The sequence below is a fragment of the Paraburkholderia aspalathi genome (genome assembly GCF_900116445.1).
Taxonomy (GTDB): Bacteria; Pseudomonadota; Gammaproteobacteria; order Burkholderiales; family Burkholderiaceae; genus Paraburkholderia; species Paraburkholderia aspalathi.
This window is the reverse complement of sequence record NZ_FPBH01000011.1, coordinates 148,918-168,424: the sequence shown is the minus strand read 5'-3', so window position 1 is coordinate 168,424 and position 19,507 is coordinate 148,918. Positions and strand designations below refer to the sequence as shown.

Sequence of the window (19,507 nt, the reverse complement as noted above, 5' to 3'; positions counted from 1 at the left end):
ATCCGGATAGCCATCAGGCATCCTAATAAAGGCCATGGAGTTTCAGATGACCACACGACGCGAAGTGCCTGGAATCCGACCGTATGACGGACCCGCTGGGGGCTGGGGAGCGCTCCGGGCGACAGCTCAGGCCGTCCGAACACAAATGGAAAGCATCGAGGCGCCGATCACGTTGATGCGGACCAATCAGCCTGATGGCTTCGATTGTCCGGGTTGCGCGTGGCCTGACAAGGAGCACAAATCCACGTTCCAGTTCTGCGAGAACGGCGCCAAGGCGGTCACATGGGAAGCGACGACCAAGCGGGTCACACCGGAGTTCTTCGAGAACAACACGGTGTCGTCGCTGCTGCAACGGACGGATTACGAACTGGAGGATCTCGGCCGCCTGACGCACCCGCTCGTCTACGACCGTGCCACGGACAAATTCCGGGCGGTCGAATGGGAGGACGCATTTGCTCGCATTGGTGAAGTGCTGCGCGGCTTGTCCTCGCCCGACGAGGCCGAGTTTTATACCTCAGGCAGAGCGTCGAACGAGGCCGCCTACCTCTTTCAGTTGCTTGCGCGGGAATATGGCACCAACAATTTCCCGGATTGCTCGAACATGTGCCACGAGCCGACCAGCGTTGGCTTGCCCCAGTCGATCGGAATCGGTAAAGGCACGGTATCGCTGGATGATTTCGACAAGACCGAACTCATCCTCTCCATCGGCCACAACCCGGGCACGAATCACCCCCGCATGATGGGGACACTCCACGAATGCTCGCGGCGCAACGTGCCGATCATCGTGTTCAATCCGCTGCGCGAGCGCGCGCTGGAGCGTTTCGCCGATCCGCAGAGCGTTTTCGAAATGGCGACCTTCGCGTCGACCCGAATCGCGTCGACCTATTTTCAGCTCGACGCCGGTGGAGACGCCGCCGCCCTCAAGGGCATCATGAAGGCGCTCCTGCAGATGGACGCGGAACAGGGCAACACCGTTCTGGACCACGAGTTCATTGCCACGCATACCCAAGGGTTCGATGCGTTTGCCGCCGATCTGGAAGCGACGTCATGGGACGATATCGAAAAGGCCAGTGGACTCACGCGCGAGGATATCGACGAGGTTGCGATTGCCTATGCAAAATCGAATGCGACGATTGTCACGTATGGTATGGGCGTTACCCAGCATAACAAAGGTACCGCCAATGTCCGTCTGATTGCGGATCTGTTGCTATTGCGCGGGAACATCGGCAAACCCGGCGCAGGCATCTGTCCTTTGCGCGGGCATTCCAACGTGCAGGGGAACCGCACGGTCGGTATCACCGAAAAACCGTCCGCCACCTTCCTCAAGCAAATCGAAGATGTATTCGGCTTCAAGCCGCCCGCCGCGCACGGACACGACGCCGTCCAGGCGATGCAGGCGATGATCGACGGTACGGCCAAGGCGCTGATTTGTCTCGGTGGAAACTTCGCTGTTGCGTTACCTGATTCCGAGCAGTGCTTTCCGGCCATGGGCAAGCTCGATCTGAGCGTCCATCTCGGTACCAAGCTCAATCGTTCGCACCTGCTGGTGGCAAAAGAAACGTACGTGCTGCCAGTTGTGGGGCGCACGGAACTGGATATCCAGGCGACCGGCCGGCAATCCATTACGGTCGAGGATTCGATGTCGATGGTCCACGCTTCTTCGGGCAAGCTGAAGCCTGCTTCCGAACACTTGCTATCTGAGCCTGCGATCGTCGCCGGTATTGCGAGAGCTGCGTTACCGAATAGCAAGGTGGCATGGTCGGAACTGGTTGCCGACTACGACAAGATTCGGGACCTGATCGAGCAAACTGTGCCGGGATTCGAGGCATTCAACGCACGAATCAGAGTGCCGGGCGGATTCCGTATGCCGCTTCCCCCGACCGAACGCGTGTGGCCCACGCCGTCAGGCAAGGCGATGTTCTCGGTGTACGGCGGGGTGAAGGAAGATGCAGACGTTTTCGGCGCTGAAAATGTGCTGCGACTCATCACAATCCGCAGCCACGACCAGTACAACACCACCATCTATGCCATGGACGATCGTTACCGGGGCGTGTTCGGTCGCCGTGACGTGCTGTTTATGAACGAAGACGATCTTGCCGCACGTGGACTCGAGCATGGCGATCTGGTCGACATTGAAACGATTTCAGCGGGCAGGCAGCGAAGCTTGAAGAAAATAACGGTAATTGCTTACAACATCGCACCGGGTTCAGTGGCGGCATACTATCCTGAAGCGAACGTGCTGGTGCCGCTCGACTTTATCGATAAGGAGAGCGGCACGCCTTCGTACAAGTCTGTTCCGGTTCATGTTGTGCGCTCGGCACAAGCCTGACTTTGAGCGATGACGGGTCGATCAACCGGACGTGCGCGTCCAGTTGACCGGCCTGCAGGATAACGGGCGTGAACGCCGTTTTACGCAAATGCGGTTGTCACCTGGAGCCATTGATCAATTATGGAAATCTTCGATGCATTCCACCTTGCCAGGTTGCAGTTTGCGTTTACGGTTTCATTTCACATTATTTTTCCCGCGATCAGTATCGGCATGGCGAGTTTCCTCGCGGTGCTGGAATGGCGCTGGCTGCTCACCGGCGACGTTGCCTATAAGGAGATGTTCCAGTTCTGGTCGAAGATCTTCGCGGTGGGCTTCGGCATGGGGGTGGTCTCGGGCGTGGTGATGGCTTACGAGTTCGGCACCAACTGGAGTGGCTTTTCCAGCGTGGCCGGCAACGTCACGGGGCCGCTTCTGACTTACGAAGTGCTGACCGCATTCTTTCTCGAGGCCGGCTTTCTCGGCGTCATGCTGTTTGGCTGGCAACGCGTCAGTCCACGCGCGCACTTCTTCGCCACGCTAATGGTTGCGGTGGGCACACTCATTTCCACGTTCTGGATTCTCGCGTCGAACAGCTTCATGCAGACGCCGCAAGGATTCGCTGTCGAGAATGGCCGGATCGTACCGGTCGACTGGATGAAGGTGATTTTCAATCCTTCGTTTCCGTATCGCCTCGCGCATATGACGATTGCCGCGTTCATCGTCGCGGGCTTCATTGTTGCCGCGTGCGGTGCGTGGCATCTGTTGCAGGGTCGGCGCGACAAACCCGTCACGCGTAGTTTTTCGATGGCGCTGTGGATTCTGCTTTTCCTGACGCCAATACAGATTTTCGTCGGCGATGCGCACGGACTCAACACGCGCAAATATCAGCCGGCCAAGATCGCGGCGATTGAAGGCCTGTGGGAAACCGAGCACGGGGGCACCGCGCTCAATCTGGTCGGCCTGCCCGATATGGATGCGGAAGTGACGCGATACACGATCCAGATACCGCATCTGGGCAGCCTGATTCTGACTCACAGTTGGGATGGCGAGATTCGCGGCCTGAAAGAGTTTCCGCCCGAGGACCGTCCGTATTCGCCGATCGTGTTCTGGACTTTCCGGATCATGGCGGGTCTCGGCATGTTGATGTTGTTGACGGCACTGCTTGGCTTACTGCTGAGAGTGCGTGGTCGTCTGTATGAGACGCGCTGGTATCAAGGTTTCGTTCTGTGCATGGGACCTTCTGGAATCGTGGCGCTATTGGCGGGGTGGGTAACGACCGAGGTCGGCCGTCAACCGTGGACGGTCTACGGTGTCCTGCGCACTGCGGACTCTGTCTCGCCGGTCAGTTCCCAGCAGGTCGGCGTTTCCTTGCTGATTTTTGTGCTGGTGTATTTCCTCGTGTTCGGCATGGGCTTCTACTACATGATGAAGATGATGAAGCGCGGACCTGAAGAGCACGTCGAGCGCCGCGATTCCCGTCGGCATCCGGTCCTGCGTAATCGTCCGTTGGACGCACTGGAAGGGGAGTGACGCCATGCAAATCGATCTTCCTGTTGTGTGGGCCGCGATCATCGGACTCGGCGTTTTTATCTACGTGATGCTGGACGGCTTCGACTTGGGCATCGGCCTGCTGTTTCCGTTTTTCGAGGAGAAGGGCGACCGGCAAGTGATGCTCAATACCATCGCGCCGGTCTGGGACGGTAACGAGACATTCCTCGTGCTCGGCGGCGCCGGGCTTTACGGGGCGTTCCCGGTGGTCTATTCGACGCTGCTGCCGGCGAACTATCTCCCGCTGATCCTGATGGTGATCGGCCTGATCTTCCGCGGGGCGGCCTTCGAACTGCGCGCCAAGGCCGTCAGGACCCAACACGCGTGGGACCTCGCCTTCATTGGCGGTTCCGCGCTCGCGGGGCTCTGCCAGGGCATCGTGCTGGGGTCGCTGCTGCAAGGCATCAAGATCGTCGATGGCCGCTTTGCCGGCGGCGCGTTCGACTGGCTGTCGCCGTTCAGCCTGTTCTGCGGAATCGGCGTACTCACCACGTATGCGACGCTCGGTTGCGGCTGGCTTGTCCTGAAGACGGATGGCGAATTGCAGCACAAGATGCGTGAGGTGATGCGGCCGCTTGTGAGCATCCTGCTCGGGGTGATGGTCGTCGTGAGTCTATGGACGGTAATCGGCTTGCCGGCGGTTGCACATCGTTGGTTCGGAAGCGGCAATCTCGGCTGGTTCCTGCCGGTGCCGATTCTGGTCGTCGCCTGTGTGTGGGGCGTCTTCCGTTCGCTTCGCCAGAAGCACGAGGCGACGCCGTTCCTGCTCACGCTCGCGCTGTGCTTTCTCGGCTATAGCGGTTTGCTCATCAGCATCTGGCCGAACATCGTTCCGCCGTCGCTGACGATCTGGGAAGCATCGTCGAGCCACTCGAGCCAGTTGTTTGCGCTGGTCGGCACGGTGATCGTGCTGCCGATCATCCTTGTCTACAACGTCATGCAGTATCGCGTGTTCCGGGGCAAGGTGCGCGAAGGGGATGCCGGTTACCACTGAGGTGACGGCGCAGCCAGACCATTAGAAGAGCACATTATGATTGTGAGGCCAGGGCAGAACTGGTTCCGGCTGCTGTTTGTCTGGAACGGTTCCGTGTTGCAGTCGATTATTCCGCAGTTGGTTTTTATGGCCGCGGTCAGCAGTCTTGCTGTCGTGACGCAAGGGCGCATTTTCGGCGAGAAGATCCCACTTAATACGGCTCCGTTCACATTATTCGGCCTGGCGCTTGCGATCTTCCTGGCGTTCCGCAATAACGCGAGTTACGAGCGCTTCAATGAGGCGCGCCATCTTTGGGGCAGCATCCTGATCTCGGCGCGGGCGCTGACTTCGCAGATGCTGTGTTACGTGCCGCGGAGCGATCACCACGTTCAAATGGCTCATACGCTGATTGCGAGTGTGTACGCGTTGAAGCATCAACTGCGTGGGACCGACCCGACTTCCGATCTCGTTCGCTTTCTCGGACGTACGCGCACCGAGGCATTGCAGCACACCTGCTACAAACCGACCGCGCTGCTCAATGAGCTTCGTCGCGACTTTGCCGATCTGCAAGTTCGGGCCTTGATGTCGGATACCCAGCTCTGGATGCTGGACGCGCAGATCAACGAATTGGGAAAGACGGTGGGAGGGTGTGAACGGATCGCATCGACGCCGATTCCATTTGCCTACAGTGTGCTGCTGCACCGCACTGTCTACGCCTATTGCGTTTTGTTGCCGTTCGGTCTGGTCGATTCGACGGAGTTCTTCACGCCGCTTCTTTGTGTTTTCATTTCCTATACGCTCATTGCGCTCGAAGCGATTGCTAGCGAAGTCGCCGAGCCTTTTACCGTCGCGCCGAATGCGCTGGCGCTTGATGCTATGACGCGCAACATCGAGCGTTCGATTCTCGAGCTTTGCGGCTGCGAACTTCCTGAGGAGGTCGTACCGGTGCGCGCGTATCAGTTGACTTAGGGGGCGTTCTTCGTCGCACCCGATACGGCGCGCGAACTGTACTCCTGAAATTCGGCACAGACTGTGCGTCCCGAGGGCGAGCCCGACGCACTATCCTGCCAACAGGACATTGGCGAACCGGCGGTCGTCCCGGTCAGACAGATCGACTGCCGCCAACGCCACATGCCGCCGCCCACCTTCGGATAGATCGTGAACATCGTCCACCAGCCCATATTCGCCGACACTGCATCTCCCCATGGCATATCCGCCGGTGCCGTCACGACTACGCTCGATACGCTTGATCGTCCACTGCGGGATTTACGCCTGTCCGTTATCGATCAATGCAATTTCCGCTGTACGTACTGCATGCCGCGGGAGACCTTCGGCGCAGACTACCGGTTCCTGCCGTCTTCGGAACGTCTGTCGTTTGAACAGATGGTCAAGCTCGCGAAAGCGTTCGCACTGCTCGGGGTGGAGAAAATCCGCATCACGGGCGGCGAACCGATCCTGCGGCGTGGACTCGAATCCCTGATCGAGCAACTCGCGAAACTGACCACACCCAGCGGCAAACCGCTGGAGCTCGCGCTGACGACAAACGGCTCCCTGCTTGCCGCAAAGGCGCGTTCGTTGCGTGACGCCGGCCTCGGTCGCGTGACGGTGAGCCTCGATGCGGTGGACGATGCCATATTCCGCCGGATGAGTGACGTGGACATGCCTGTGTCGCGGATCCTGGACGGGATCGAGGCCGCGCGCGCGGTGGGACTCGACCCGGTCAAGGTCAACGCCGTGATCGAGCGAGGCGTCAACGATAGCCAGATCCTCCCGCTCGTGCGGCAGTTCAAGGGAACGGGCGTGGCTGTGCGCTTCATCGAATTTATGGACGTTGGCGGTGCGGGCGGCTGGTCGAACACGAAGGTGATCACGGCTCGCGAAACGCGCGCCATCGTTGAATCGGCGTTTCCTCTCGTTCCTGTCGTGGTTCGTGAACAGACGGGCACCGCCGTCAACTATCGCCATGCCGACGGCACAGGCGAAGTCGGCTTCATCGCGAGCGTATCGCAACCGTTCTGCGGGTCGTGTTCGCGCGCTCGCGTATCGGCCGACGGTCAACTTTACTCATGTCTTTTCGCCACACATGGCACGGACCTTAAGGCCTGGCTCACGGAGGCCGCTTCAGTCGAGGAACTGGCTGGGGTTGTCCGCGGCCGGTGGATCCAGCGCGACGATCGCTACTCTGAGCTTCGCTCGACGCCGCGTCGGCCAGGATCGGGGAAAGCCTATCCCACCGTCCGTATGTCGCTGGTCGGCGGTTGACGCCTGGCGAGTCCTTGCGAAGCAGACACAGACCGGAGTTCTGCCATGACCACACCGTCGCCCAGCTATCGCATACAGCCAGACGCGGCGCATGCCGGCAAGCGTGCAAGCGATCCTGCGCTTGTTCAGGCCACCATCGCGTCGGGCTTCGAAGTGCGGGTCCAGCTTCAGCCGATCGACATCCAGTCGGAGATCATGCCGGTCACGCGCAATCCCAACGTGGGCGCCATCGTGAACTTCCTCGGCGTGGTGCGTCATTGCGGCGATTTCGACGACGTAGTCGCACTCGAGCTCGAGCACTATCCGGGGATGACGGAGCAGTCGTTCAGCAGCATCGTCGAGGAGGCCATCGCACGATGGCACCTGGAGGCGGTGAAGATCGTGCATCGGGTGGGCCGCGTCGCGCTTGGCGAGGCGGTGGTGCTCGTCGTGGTGGCCGCGCCGCATCGCAGGGCAGCATTCGACGCGTGTGAATTCCTGATGGACTTCCTGAAGGCCCATGCACCGCTGTGGAAGAAGGAAATCCGCCGTGACGGCGAAGTCACATGGGTCGAAGCCAAGACGCACGACGAACAGGCGATGCTACGGTGGGGTTGATGCGCGATTCGCTCAAAACGTGCGCCCACATCGCGCCGGCAACAGGAACAGATCAATGAAACTCACCATCAGATATTTCGCTAGCGTTCGTGAACAACTCGGCATCTCGCAGGAGATTGTGCACATAGACGCGCCCGAACTCCCCGTTGACTCCTTGCGGGTCAGGCTCGCGTCGAGAGACGAGCGGATGGCCGAGGCACTGCGCGTGGGCCGGCCGCTCCGCACAGCCGTCAATCACGAGATGGTCGCCGACGCCTTTGTCGTACGCGAGGACAGCGAAATCGCGTTCTTTCCTCCGGTGACGGGCGGCTGAGGCTCCTGCCTTCAAGATCCCAATCGAGCCGTTACCTGGCGCACATCGCGACGAGCTTGCCCACAGTAATCACCGCCTGTTCGATCTCGCTTGACCAGGGACTGCTGTAATTGAGGCGGATGAAGTTCCGATAGGTCGTCTCCGAGACCGAGAACATGTAGCCCGGTCCGATGGTGATACCTTGCTCGAGCGCGAGGTTATAGAGCCGCATGGCATCGACCTTGGGCGGCAGCTCGATCCACAGCACATATCCGCCCGCGGGGTTGGACATGCGGGTGCCTTCAGGAAAGAAGCGCGAGACGGTCGCCTTCATCAGATTGGCCTGCTGCGCATACGCTCTGCGCACCCTTCGCAGATGATGCTCATAGCCATCGCGTTCGAGGAATTCGGCAATCGCCATTTGTGGAATCGACGGCGAGGTTAGCGTATTCAGGAACTTGAGTTTTTCCACCTGATCGCGATATCGGCCCGGCAGCGCCCAGCCAATCCGGTAGGCTGCCGTGAGGGTCTTCGAGAACGAGCCGCAGTGCAGCACCAGCCCCTTCGTATCGAAGGACTTCAACGTGCTGGGATGCGTGCTGTCATAGTGAAGCTCGTTGTAGACGCCGTTCTCGATGACCGGAATGTCCCGCTTCGTCAGGAATTCCACGAGTTCGCGCTTGCGTTCGTCGGGCATCAGAAAACCCAGCGGATTCTGGAAGTTCGGCATGACCATGCAGGCCGTGATGGTCTGCGACTCCACGATCGCGGCGAGCGCTTCAATATCGATGCCGTGCTCCGGATGCGTCGACACCTCGATCGCTTTCATGCCCATCCGTTCGATTGCATGGAGCATCGCGTAGAACGTCGGTGACTCGACCGCGATCACATCGCCGGGCTTCGCGACCGCCTGCAGGCACAGATTGATCGCCTCAGTTGCGCCGACCGTGATGATGATCTCGTTCGGATCGACGGCCATGCCGTTCTCGAGGTAGCGTCGCGCGATCTGCCGCACAAGCGCCGCATTGCCGGGCGGCAGCGCGTCGGTCACGCCCCAGCGCGTCTTGCCGCGTCCCGCGTCGTAGGCGTAGCGATTGATCCTTTCGAAGGGAAAGAGGCCTGGGTCGGGGTAGGGCGAACCGAGCGGCACGGCATCGTCGACACCGATCGAGCGCAAGGTGGACAGCACCAGCCGGCTCACGTCGACCGGCGACGAAATCGGAATTGGCTTCGATGGCCGGAGTTCGAGTGTTTTCCGTTCGCCCCCGTCGCCCCGGAAGTTGACGAAATAGCCCGACTGAGGCCTTGCCGTCAACAAACCACGACTTTCGAGCAGCAAATAGGCGCGGATGACGGTCGTCACGCTGAGCCGGTGCTGCTGGCTGGTCTGCCGTACCGATGGAAGGCGTTCGCCATGCCCGTACACGCCTTGCCGGATCAGCTTCTCGATGTCATCGGCCAGCTTCTCGTAGAGATTCATCGGACGATTCCCTTGGCGTTCCGCAGCGGCACGTTGCATCGGCCTCTCCCCCGGCTGGCAAGCGCTCGACTCGCCATGCCGCCGCCCGGTGCAAGGAGCGTAGCAGAACTGTACTGACCCGAGTCGGCCCGATGTGTGCACTCAGCGACTGATGACCCAGCCTTAACCTGTTCTCCATCGAATACGCATTGCCAGGCCGCCTCGCAGGGGCCTTCCGATGCGTAAAAACTGGTTCGAATCATGCGAGATCGGTACAAAGGGAGGTTGGGCACTATGAATCTGCTAGAAGCCATGCGGATTTACGTCAGGGTGGTTGAGCGCGAGAGTATTTCCGGCGCGGCACGGGACCTCAATATCGGGCAGCCGGCTACCAGCGAACGTATCGAGCGGCTGGAGAAATACCTCGGCTGCCGGCTCCTGCTCCGTAGCGCACGCGCTTTCAATTGCACGCCCGAAGGCGTCACGTTCTACGAGCGTAGCAAAGCGATTCTGCTCGCCGTGGAGCAGGCCGTTGCTGAAGTGTCGAACGACGGGCAGGATCTCAAGGGAACGATTCGCATCGCGGCGCCGCATTGCTTTGGCGAGACGGTGGTGCCGGAAGCGTTGACCCTCGTGCGCGCAGCTTATCCGCAACTGGACCTGGAGCTGGTCCTGAACGACCGGATCGTCGATCTCGTGACGGAGGGCGTCGATATTTCGTTTCGTCTTGGGCAACTTGGGGAAGGGGCGTTCATTGCCCGTCAGCTGGGGCAGGTTGGGCGCGTTCTTGTTGCCGCGCCAGGCTATCTCAGCCAGCACGGTCCGATCACCGAGCCGTCTGAACTGGTCAAGCATCCGTTCATTCGGGTTCAGGGCATGTTCGGCACGGATCAGTTGCCGCTCAGGCACATGGCGAACATCGTGGAGAGCGCGCCGATCCGTACTGCGATCAAGACCAGTCATTGGCGGCCCATGTATGAAATGATCCTGTCCGGCGCCGGCATCGGGGTGCTGGAAGAGCCGGCATGCGTCGATGCGCTTGCGGAGGGCAGGCTCGTACGCATACTGCCGGAATTCGAGGTGCTGCCCTTCGATCTGAATGTCCTGATTCAGGCGCAACGTCCGGTGCCGCCACGGGTACGGATGATGGTGACGATGTTGAGAAAGTGCACGTCGGAAATCCTCGAACGGGCGCACGTCGACTACGGCGAAGTGACGAGTCGCCTGGAAGTAGTTCCCGACGATGATGTGTCCGCACTTCTAACACCATCGTTGCGGGCCTGAACGTGCAACGATGGCTGAGGCCGGGATATCTGGCAACCCCCGGCAACCGATAGCAGGAATCGGAAGGCGCTTACTCTGCCTGCGTCAACGACACCGACGCTTCGCTCGTCAGCATCAGGAATGTCAGCGTCTCGCACAGATAGAGGCGCACTACGGTATCGGTATGGCTCACGTATCCGATAGACAGCTCTTCGCCAAGATGCAACTCGAAGTCGCCGCCACGCGTGGATAGCACGCTGCCGCCGGCAAGCGCGGGCGCCCAGATGATGTCGCCATTCACGATCCGCTTGATGTGCTCGATCACCGGATAACCCTGATCGCGCGCCTCGCCGAGCGCCGTATATGCATCGGCGCCGAGCAGCACGGAATAGGGTCCGTCGACACCGGCAAGCCGCAGCTCTTCGAGCGCGTTGCTGATCGTGTTCGGATAATCGCTGACGTCGGCCGGCAGCGCGAGCGACGGATTCGACGAGCCTTCGCGAAGCCCGCCAATGCCCGCAGCCTTATATCCATCGAAAATCGCGCGATCTTCGGCATAGGCGAGCTGCTTGGCTGCTTCCTTCGCGGGCTGCCAGTCGGCGTCTTTCGCGCCGCGCACGACGCTGTCGATTGCTTCGCGCTGCAGCTCGAACGGCACGGTCAATTGCACGAGGCTCTTTACCTCAGCCAGCTTCGCCACGACGCCCTGCTGCGGCGCGGCGATTGCGATCTGATGCCCCGTGCCGACGCCAGACAGTTCGGTTCCGCCAGGACCCTTGACATCGACCACACGACGGCCGGCGACGCTGCGCTTGAACGTGCGCGCCACTTCGTCTTCGAGCTGCGACCAGGCGGCACGGGAGATGGGGGCAAGCTCGCGATGCAGATTATTCATGTTGAGAGATTCCCTTGAGAGAGCCAATGTTCAGCGAGCCGTCGTGACGCGACTCGGCGGATGAAGTTGATTCGAGCGGTTGCTCGACAACGGCGGCGGCCGCTTGCGGATCGCGATCTGCGAGCGCTTCGAGCAAGGTGGCCGACGGGATGAAGAAGAGGTTGCCCGTGACCGCGCGGCTGTAGTCGAGCAGCCGGTCGTAGTTGCCCGGCGGCCGCCCGACGAACATGTTTTCCATCATCTGCTCGATAGGCTCGGGCGAACGCGCGTAACCGATAAAGTAGGTGCCGAATTCGCCCATGCCGGGGCGGCCGAATGGCATGTTGTCGCGGAGGATTTTTACTTCCTCGCCGTTCTCGGTGATCGTGGTGAGCGAGCTGTGTGAACACGTCGGTTTGACCGCTGCATCGAGCTCAATGTCAGCCAGTTTCGTACGGCCGATAATGCGCTCCTGAGTCTCGACGGAAAGCGAATTCCAGCCAGTCATGTCGTGCAGATACTTCTGCACGATGACATAACTGCCGGCCTCGAACTCCGGGTCCTCGTCACCGATGCGGGTGAAATCGACAGCCTCGCGACCCTGCGGATTCTCGGTGCCGTCAACAAAGCCCACCATGCTGCGCAGATCGAAGTTGCGAAAACCGTGTACTTCCTCGATGACCGAGACCGCCGTACCGAGCCGTCCTGTCAGCTGCGTGGCGAGCTCGAAGCAGAGATCCATCTGATCCGCGCGGATGTGCAGCAGGATATCCCCCGGCGTACTCACGGCGCGGCGTTCGCCTGCGCCGAATTCGCGGAACGGATGCAGGCTCGCCGGGCGCGGGGCGCCGAACAACGTGTCCCACACTTCGGAGCCAAAGCCGACCACGCACGACAGGTTGCCGGAGGGGACGCGCTTGCCGACCGAGCGTACCAGGGCGGCAACGTCCCCGCACCACGCACGCACCTGTTCAGCGGGCTCCTGGCCGGGCGCGAGGGTCGCGACGATGAAGATCGCGCTACGTGTGATGTCATTACAGACGGCTTGCGATTCTGGGGTGTCTTTGGGCATCGGATTGAATATTGATGAACCGTTATTGATTCCGGGAATGGAGCGAATGTCTTTCCGCCTTCGCGATCATCTGTCTAAGGCTCGCGCAAATTTTTCGTCCGGATGATTGAGGCATGTGTGCTGCCGCAGCCGCCGCAAGTACACATTAAGCGTTGCTTCGTCATCAGGAGGTGCGCAGATATACGTGACATTGTCGATGTTCAACTATGCGTCCAGAGATGTTATACCGCCCAGGCACATTATGGAAACAGGGCAAAGGATCTGGATGAGTCCGAATGCGGCATTCCGAAGCCAGACGGGCGACCCGATTGTGTTTTGCATGCTGGCCGGCCGGCAAGGTATCAAGCGGCGTCAGGCGAGATCATGTGCCGATAAAGTTCGACATAGTTTTGTCGTAAATCTCTGCTTCTCATTCGATACTTCATATCGGACTGGCGGCCTTTTATTCTCCTGTCATATCGTTACCATCCGTTCAAGGCTGTCTATCGCAGCAAGAAAGGCTGCGCCAGATAATTCGCATTGCGAATGGAGGTGGGGTGCGGTGAATCTGCTCGAAGCCATGCGCATCTACGTCAGGGTGGTTGAGCGTGGGAGTATCTCCGGCGCGGCACGGGACCTCAATATCGGGCAGCCGGCCGCGAGCGAACGCATCGAGCGGCTGGAGAAGTACCTTGGCTGCCGGCTCCTGCGCCGTAGTGCGCGCGCTTTCAATCGCACGCCCGAGGGCGTGACTTTCTACAACTGTAGCAAGAGGATTCTGCACGCCGTGGAACAGGCGGTCGCTGAAGTGTCGAGCGACGAGCAGGGTCTCACGGGAACGATTCGTATCGCGGCGCCTCATTGTTTTGGCGAGACGGTCGTGCCGGAAGCGTTGACGCTGGTGCGCGCAGCCTATCCGCAACTGGACCTGGAGCTGGTCCTGAACGACCGGATCGTCGACCTGGTGACGGAGGGCGTCGATATTTCGTTTCGTCTTGGACAACTTGGCGAAGGGGCGTTCATTGCCCGTCAGTTGGGGCAGGTTGGGCGGGTTCTCGTTGCCGCGCCAGGCTATCTCAGCCAGCACGGTCCGATCACCGAACCGTCTGAACTGGGCAAGCATCCGTTTATTCGGGTTCAGGGCATGTTCGGCACGGATCAGTTGCCGCTCAGGCACATGGCGAACATTGTGGAGAGCGCGCCGATCCGTACTGCGATCAAGACCAGTCATTGGCGGCCCATGTATGAAATGATCCTGTCGGACGCCGGCATCGGGGTGCTGGAAGAGCCGGCATGCGTAGATGCGCTCGCCGCGGGCAAGCTGGTCCGAATCCTGCCGGAATTCGAGCTGCCGCCATTCGAACTGAATCTCCTGAGTCAGACCCAACGTCAGATACCCATGCGGGTACAACTGATTGTGACGATGCTAAACCATTGCACGCCGGAAATCCTCGGCAGAGCGCGCGCCGAGGTCAAAGCCCACCTCGACCGATACCATGAATCGGAAATAAACAAATGGCACGCGATGCGAAAATCACTATCTTTGATAGACAACGTAGCCGAGTCAAGGAGCTATCAAATGGCACAACAGTTGATCGTCGCGGTTTTCGACAGTGTGGACGTCGCCGAAAGAGCCGGTCGGGATTTCCGGAATTTTGAGGAAAAAGACCTTGGTTTCAAAATCGAAAGTGGCGTGCTGGTTCAAAAGGACGCAACAGGTAAGCTGGTCCTGCTCGACAAGCAAACCCGGCCGTTTTGGGGCACAGTGATCGGTGCGCTGACGGGCGGTTTGATTGGGATGCTTGGTGGACCGGCAGGGGCGCTACTTGGCTTCACGATAGGGGCGAGCGGTGGACTGGCTGAGCATGCGATCAAGGCGACGTTCGACGACGACCTGGTCGCATCGATATCCGGCAAACTGACCCCGGGCCACGTGGCATTCATCCTCGAGGCGCAGGAGGCGTCACCGTTTGAAGTCGACAATATCGTGCTCGGTTACGGCGGGAGTGTGTTTCGCAAACCGCTTGCCTGACCGTGTGCATTCTTCAGGAGTAACCGGACATGGCCGTATCTACCGACGAAGCTACCACTCGTGAAGCGATTGAAGGGCTCTATCGCGCCTTCGAGCAGAAAAGCGTCGTGTTGTTACGAAAGGTCGTTACGCCCGATTGGGAATATATTCCTGAGCCCGCTGGGGCGGCGCCGGGACCTGACCAGATGGTTCAAATATTCGCGAACATCGCCACAGCACTGCCGGATATGAAAATCACCATTCTCGACGTGTTGATTCATGGAGACCGGGTGGGCGTTCGCGCAGAGATCACGGGTACGCAAACCGGGACGCTACTGGGCATTGCTGCCAGTTCCAAACACATCAGCTTCGCGATTCACTCTTTCCATCAGATGCGTGGAAATTTAATCGCGAAGACGTGGCATCTTGAAGACTGGCTATCGGTGTTCCGGCAACTTGGACAGTTGCCACCAACGCTTGAACATTCTTGAATTGCGCAAGGACGGACGCAGAAGCGCCGGCGACCATGCCGATGCTAGTGATGCATTGCTGCAGCGACCAGGAGATGAAACGGAAGCACGAGCAGTGCCGTCCCGCCGACGCCAAGCAGCCACAATGCAATGAACCACAGCAGGCCGTGGCGAGGCGTCTTACGGGTATCACGGCTTACCTGGGACATGGCATGGCTCCTGTCGGCGAGTGCTCCGTTTGTCTGATCCATTCTAGGCGAATGGACTGCCCGAATCCATCTAAAAGCAAACGAGCGAGGCGCGGCGAAGGATTGACCTTCGCCGCGCCTCGCTCCGCTTTGGATGCCTGCACGCCTCTATGCGTTATCCGTTCATGATGCGTCAGAACCGGTGCTGAATCCCCGCCGTCACACCCGCTTGCGTATCCGCCGCGCCAGTCAGGTCACGCGACAGACTGACCGCGTTGTCATGCTTGGCCATCGCGTAACCGCCCGCCATATACAGCACCGTCCGCTTCGACAATGCGTATTGCGCGCGCAGCGAGAACAGCGTCGGATCGGCGTCGCTCGCGTCCTTGATGTCCTGATGGTAGACCGCGGCAAACAGCGAGAAGAACGGCGTCACATCGTATTGGCCGCCGACCCAGTACATATCGCTGCGCAAGGTCGGCGCGGCGGTGTGGAAGGTGCGCCGATAGTTGCGATAGCCGGCCATGGCCTTCACCGTGCCGAAGTCGTAGCTCAAGCCCGCGTGGATGCCTTGAATGTAGTTGGTGGTATCCGCGGGCGTCACGCTGTCGTTCGCGCCGTTCTGCCGGTCGAAGGTGGCGACGACGGCAAACGGACCGTTCTCGTAGCCGAGACCGAAGTCGTACTTGGAGCTCGACTTCATGCTGCCCGGCACGTTGCCGAAGCCGTACATGGCGCCGAACTTGAAGCCGGCGTACGTGCCGTCATAGCGCACGGCGTTGGCCGAGCGCGAGAACAAGCCGTCCTTACGACCACCGGTAGCAGTGGATGACGTCGCCCACGAGTAGTTCGGCGCGTAACCCATCGGGTCGAACTGCAGCATGTAGTCGTAGGTGGTCGTGAAATTGCGGCCGAGCGTGATTTGCCCGAAGCGGTTTTTCAGGCCGATTGTGGCGCGGCGGTCGAAGATCGCGCCGGGACCGTCGTCGAACTGGCCGTTCGCGACGTTGATGCCGCTTTCCAACTGGAAGACGGCCTTCAGTCCGCCACCGAGGTCCTCGACGCCACGCAGGCCCCAACGTGAGGTGTTCTTGCCGCCCGAGACGAGGCGCGCAGCGCCGCCGTCCTTGCTCGCATGATTCACGTATTCGACGCCCGCATCGACGATCCCGTACAAGGTCACGCTCGATTGCGCATGCGCCGTTGCTGCAAATCCAGCGAGGCCGGCGCACGTCACGCCGAGGGTCGCCTTTGTCATGCTCCACTTCATCAACAGTCTCCTGTGCTTGGTTTATTCACTTCGGTTGGGGATACGGTGTGGCTGGGTCCATCAGCACGTTTGAACTCGCTTCAGCCCGCCTGTGCGAAGGCCCAGCAGTCGTTGGCCGGGAATTCGATCCAGTGACGGCCGGCGGCGCGCGGCACATGGCCGAAGGCGCGTAGGCGCAGATCGCCGCAATGGAACAGGTATTCCCAACGATCGCCGAGATACATCGACGTGATGAGGTCGGCCTCGAGGCGGTTTGCGCCTGGGCCATCGGTGACCTGCACGCGCTCGAGGCGAATCACGGCCTGCGCGTTTTGCCCGGTGGTAAGCGCTTCGCGCGCCTGGGCTTGCAATTGCCAGCCGTCGCCGGCCAGCGTCACGCGTTCACCGTCGACCGCGGCAACGCGCGCGTCGATCCGGTTATTGCTGCCCATGAATTCGGCGGTATAGAGCGAGCGGGGCGCGCCATACAGTTCAGCGGGCGTGCCTTCCTGTTCGATGCGGCCGTTGCGCAGAAGCAGGATGCGGTCGGACATCGCCATCGCTTCGGTCTGGTCGTGCGTGACGCACAACGCGGACAGGCCGAGCGATACGATCAGTTCGCGCAACCAGGCGCGCGCTTCTTCACGCAGCTTGGCGTCGAGATTCGACAGCGGTTCGTCGAGCAGAATGACGGGCGGGTTGTAGACCAGCGCCCGCGCAATCGCCACACGCTGTTGCTGGCCGCCGGAAAGCTGATACGGATAACGCGCGGCGAGATGGCCGAGGCCGAGTTGGTCGAGCGCAGACTGCACGCGTTTTTTTTGCTCCGCGCTTGATACGCGCCGCAACTTCAATCCATAGCCCACGTTGTCCGCCACCGTGCGATGCGGCCACAGCGCATACGACTGAAACACCAGCCCAAGCGAACGTTGTTCGACTGGCAGATCGACTTTGGACGCACCGTCGAAAAACACCTTGCCGTCCAGTTCGATACGGCCCGAAGACGGTTGTTCGAGTCCCGCGACTGCGCGCAGCAGGGTGGTCTTGCCGCTGCCCGATGCGCCCAGCAGGCATACCACTTCGCCGGGGTTCAGTTCGAACGACACGCCCTTTAGAATCGGGTTGTCGCCATAGCTGAGAAACAGGTTGTCGACCGAGAGCTTATCCATGCAATTTCACTCCGAAGCGCAGGGCGACGCCGAGTCCGACGCCGACCATCGCGATGTTGATGACAGAAAGCGCCGCGACCTGATCGACCGCGCCGGTCGCCCACAGCGACACCAGTAGCGCGCCGATCACTTCCGTGCCGGGCGAGAGCAGATAGACGGCGGTCGAGTATTCGCGCTCGAAGATCATGAAGATCAGCAGCCATGCCGCGAGCAGACCGAAACGCACGAGCGGCAGCGTCACGTCGAGACTGACGCGCGCGCGGGTGCCGCCGACGCTGCGTCCCGCTTCTTCGAGTTCGGGGCCGACCTGCAGCAACGCGCTTTGAATCAGGCGCATGCCGTACGCGAGCCACACGACCGTGTACGCGATCCAGATGCTCCACATGGAGTTCTTCAGTTCCTTCAGGCCGGGCACGAAGAGGAAGATCCACAGGAAGGCGAGACCGGCGAGCAGGCCGGGCACCGCACGCGGCAGCAGAACGAGGTAGTCGAGCAGGCGCGTGGCCCAGTCGTTGCGGCGATGACCGGCAAAGGCGACCAGCGAATAGAAACCCACTGCGAGCGCGCCACCGAGCACGCCGATGCCGAGCGTATTGAGAATCGCGCGGACCAGGTTGTCCTGTTCGAACAACTCGGTGAAGTTGGCGAGCGTCAGCACTTCGGCGAGATTCACGCCTTCGCCCCAGTTGGTGACGAACGCGCGCAGCGTGATGCCGGAGAGCGGCACGAACACCGTGAGCAGCAGCCACAGCGCGACGATCGCCAGCGCAACCCAGCGCCATGCGCCGAGCGGCAGTACGGTTTGACGTCCTGCCTTACCCTTGACCGTGACGAAGCGGTTCGCGCTCTTCAGCAGGCGTCGTTGCAGCAGCACGAGCGGGAACGTGATTGCGACGATGCACACGGCGACCGCGGCCATCAGGTGATACGAAGGCACGCCGAGCTTGTTGGTGAGCTTGTACAGATACGTCGCCAGCACGAGGTGACCTTCGGGGTCGCCGAGTACGAGCGGCAGACCAAACACTTCGAAGCCGAGGAAGAACACCAGCACGCCGGCGAACAGCAAGGCGGGCAACGTCATCGGCAGACTGACGTCGAGCGCGACACGGAACGGTCGCGCACCGGCGACGCGCGCCGCTTCTTCGACGTCCGAGCCGAGATTGCGCAGCGCCGCCGACGAATACAGGTACACGTGCGGCACATGCGTGAGGCCGACGATGATCGTAATCGCGAGAATCGAGTACACGCTCCATGGCGCTTCGGCGGTGCCGAACAGTGCCTTCCACCAGACCGAATAGAAGCCGACCGGACCGGCCGCGACCACATAGCCGAATGCGAGCACCATCGGCGAAACGAATACGGGGGTGAGCAGCAGCGGTTCGAGCCAGCGGCGGCCCGGCAGGTCGGTGCGCACCATCAGGAACGCGAGAATGCCGCCGAGTGGGATCGAGATGAACAGCATCCCTGCCGCGATGACGAAAGAGTTCTTCAGCGCGGACCAGAAGTCGGGGTCGCTGAAAATGAATTCGAAGCCGGCAAGACCGAGCGTGCGTTTGGCGTCGAAGAACGGCGCGTTCAGCACGCTCTGGAACAGAATGAAGCCGAGCGGCAGCGCCACCGCGACGGTCAGCACCGCGATGACGAGCCAGCGCAGCAGCCCCGCAAACGGCTGCAGACCGCCGCGCGGCAGCGCGCCTATCGTGCCGCCGTCGGCCGCGAGAGGTGGGGCATCGCGGTGTCCGGTGGCGCTAGTGGAAAGCATGAGTGTCCCCCTGCAGCGTGAAAGCCGCATA

General features: G+C 60.6%; 17 protein-coding genes and 1 pseudogene. 11 read left to right on the top strand and 7 right to left on the bottom strand.

Annotation, left to right across the window (positions count from 1 at the left end; all coding sequences use genetic code 11):
- Positions 1-46 precede the first annotated feature (46 nt).
- The 7 genes from BM438_RS18750 (at position 47) to BM438_RS18720 (ending at position 8,001) form a co-directional block, all read left to right on the top strand.
- Positions 47-2,329, top strand: coding sequence for an FdhF/YdeP family oxidoreductase (locus tag BM438_RS18750; protein ID WP_093636026.1), 2,283 nt, complete (start codon positions 47-49; stop codon positions 2,327-2,329).
- A gap of 120 nt (positions 2,330-2,449) precedes the next feature.
- Complete coding sequence (locus BM438_RS18745) at positions 2,450-3,838, top strand: cytochrome ubiquinol oxidase subunit I (RefSeq protein WP_093636024.1); 1,389 nt, start codon at positions 2,450-2,452, stop codon at positions 3,836-3,838.
- A 4-nt stretch (positions 3,839-3,842) separates the two neighbouring features.
- A complete protein-coding gene (gene cydB, locus BM438_RS18740; protein WP_093636022.1) occupies positions 3,843-4,850 on the top strand; it encodes a cytochrome d ubiquinol oxidase subunit II in 1,008 nt (335 codons plus the stop codon).
- A 36-nt stretch (positions 4,851-4,886) separates the two neighbouring features.
- Positions 4,887-5,798: a bestrophin family protein gene (locus BM438_RS18735; protein WP_054036000.1), complete on the top strand. Its 912-nt coding sequence runs from the start codon at positions 4,887-4,889 to the stop codon at positions 5,796-5,798.
- Positions 5,799-5,987: 189 nt separating this feature from the next.
- On the top strand, positions 5,988-7,091 hold the full coding sequence (gene moaA, locus BM438_RS18730; RefSeq protein WP_093636020.1) for a GTP 3',8-cyclase MoaA: 1,104 nt from the start codon (positions 5,988-5,990) through the stop codon (positions 7,089-7,091).
- Positions 7,092-7,136: 45 nt separating this feature from the next.
- Positions 7,137-7,688 (top strand): molybdenum cofactor biosynthesis protein MoaE, encoded by a 552-nt coding sequence (locus BM438_RS18725; RefSeq protein WP_093636018.1) that lies wholly within the window; start codon positions 7,137-7,139, stop codon positions 7,686-7,688.
- A 55-nt stretch (positions 7,689-7,743) separates the two neighbouring features.
- Positions 7,744-8,001, top strand: a complete 258-nt coding sequence (locus tag BM438_RS18720; RefSeq protein WP_093636016.1) for a MoaD/ThiS family protein — start codon at positions 7,744-7,746, stop codon at positions 7,999-8,001.
- Between the two features lie 31 nt (positions 8,002-8,032).
- Here the strand turns inward: BM438_RS18720 and BM438_RS18715 are convergent, their stop codons facing one another.
- Entirely contained in the window at positions 8,033-9,460 is a 1,428-nt protein-coding gene (locus BM438_RS18715) for an aminotransferase-like domain-containing protein (protein ID WP_093636169.1), read from the bottom strand.
- A 273-nt stretch (positions 9,461-9,733) separates the two neighbouring features.
- Here BM438_RS18715 and BM438_RS18710 point away from each other — a divergent pair, with 273 nt between their 5' ends.
- The gene (locus tag BM438_RS18710; protein ID WP_093636014.1) at positions 9,734-10,723 is read left to right on the top strand and encodes a LysR family transcriptional regulator; all 990 of its coding nucleotides are present in this window, start codon (positions 9,734-9,736) and stop codon (positions 10,721-10,723) included.
- A 70-nt stretch (positions 10,724-10,793) separates the two neighbouring features.
- On the opposite strand, the gene BM438_RS18705 is transcribed toward BM438_RS18710, so the two are convergent.
- Positions 10,794-11,597, bottom strand: coding sequence for a family 1 encapsulin nanocompartment shell protein (locus tag BM438_RS18705; RefSeq protein WP_093636012.1), 804 nt, complete (start codon positions 11,595-11,597; stop codon positions 10,794-10,796).
- The gene (locus BM438_RS18700; RefSeq protein WP_093636011.1) at positions 11,590-12,648 is read right to left on the bottom strand and encodes a Dyp-type peroxidase; all 1,059 of its coding nucleotides are present in this window, start codon (positions 12,646-12,648) and stop codon (positions 11,590-11,592) included. Before BM438_RS18700 ends, BM438_RS18705 begins: the two co-directional genes overlap by 8 nt.
- Before the next feature lie 541 nt (positions 12,649-13,189).
- Between BM438_RS18700 and BM438_RS45555 the strand changes: the two are divergent.
- From BM438_RS45555 to BM438_RS18690, 3 genes and pseudogenes are all read left to right on the top strand, one after another.
- Positions 13,190-14,080: pseudogene (locus BM438_RS45555) on the top strand (LysR family transcriptional regulator); the annotation flags it as partial.
- Between the two features lie 72 nt (positions 14,081-14,152).
- Positions 14,153-14,659 (top strand): DUF1269 domain-containing protein, encoded by a 507-nt coding sequence (locus tag BM438_RS46705; RefSeq protein ID WP_341865757.1) that lies wholly within the window; start codon positions 14,153-14,155, stop codon positions 14,657-14,659.
- A gap of 29 nt (positions 14,660-14,688) precedes the next feature.
- Positions 14,689-15,129, top strand: a complete 441-nt coding sequence (locus BM438_RS18690) for an ester cyclase (RefSeq protein WP_093636007.1) — start codon at positions 14,689-14,691, stop codon at positions 15,127-15,129.
- A gap of 44 nt (positions 15,130-15,173) precedes the next feature.
- On the opposite strand, the gene BM438_RS45545 is transcribed toward BM438_RS18690, so the two are convergent.
- The 4 genes from BM438_RS45545 to BM438_RS18675 form a co-directional block, all read right to left on the bottom strand.
- On the bottom strand, positions 15,174-15,317 hold the full coding sequence (locus BM438_RS45545; RefSeq protein WP_167378415.1) for a hypothetical protein: 144 nt from the start codon (positions 15,315-15,317) through the stop codon (positions 15,174-15,176).
- A gap of 172 nt (positions 15,318-15,489) precedes the next feature.
- Positions 15,490-16,566, bottom strand: coding sequence for a porin (locus tag BM438_RS18685; RefSeq protein WP_093636005.1), 1,077 nt, complete (start codon positions 16,564-16,566; stop codon positions 15,490-15,492).
- Positions 16,567-16,646: 80 nt separating this feature from the next.
- Positions 16,647-17,714 (bottom strand): ABC transporter ATP-binding protein, encoded by a 1,068-nt coding sequence (locus BM438_RS18680; RefSeq protein ID WP_093636003.1) that lies wholly within the window; start codon positions 17,712-17,714, stop codon positions 16,647-16,649.
- Positions 17,707-19,476, bottom strand: coding sequence for an ABC transporter permease (locus tag BM438_RS18675; protein WP_093636001.1), 1,770 nt, complete (start codon positions 19,474-19,476; stop codon positions 17,707-17,709). The genes BM438_RS18680 and BM438_RS18675 overlap by 8 nt, the downstream gene beginning before the upstream one ends.
- Positions 19,477-19,507 lie beyond the last annotated feature (31 nt).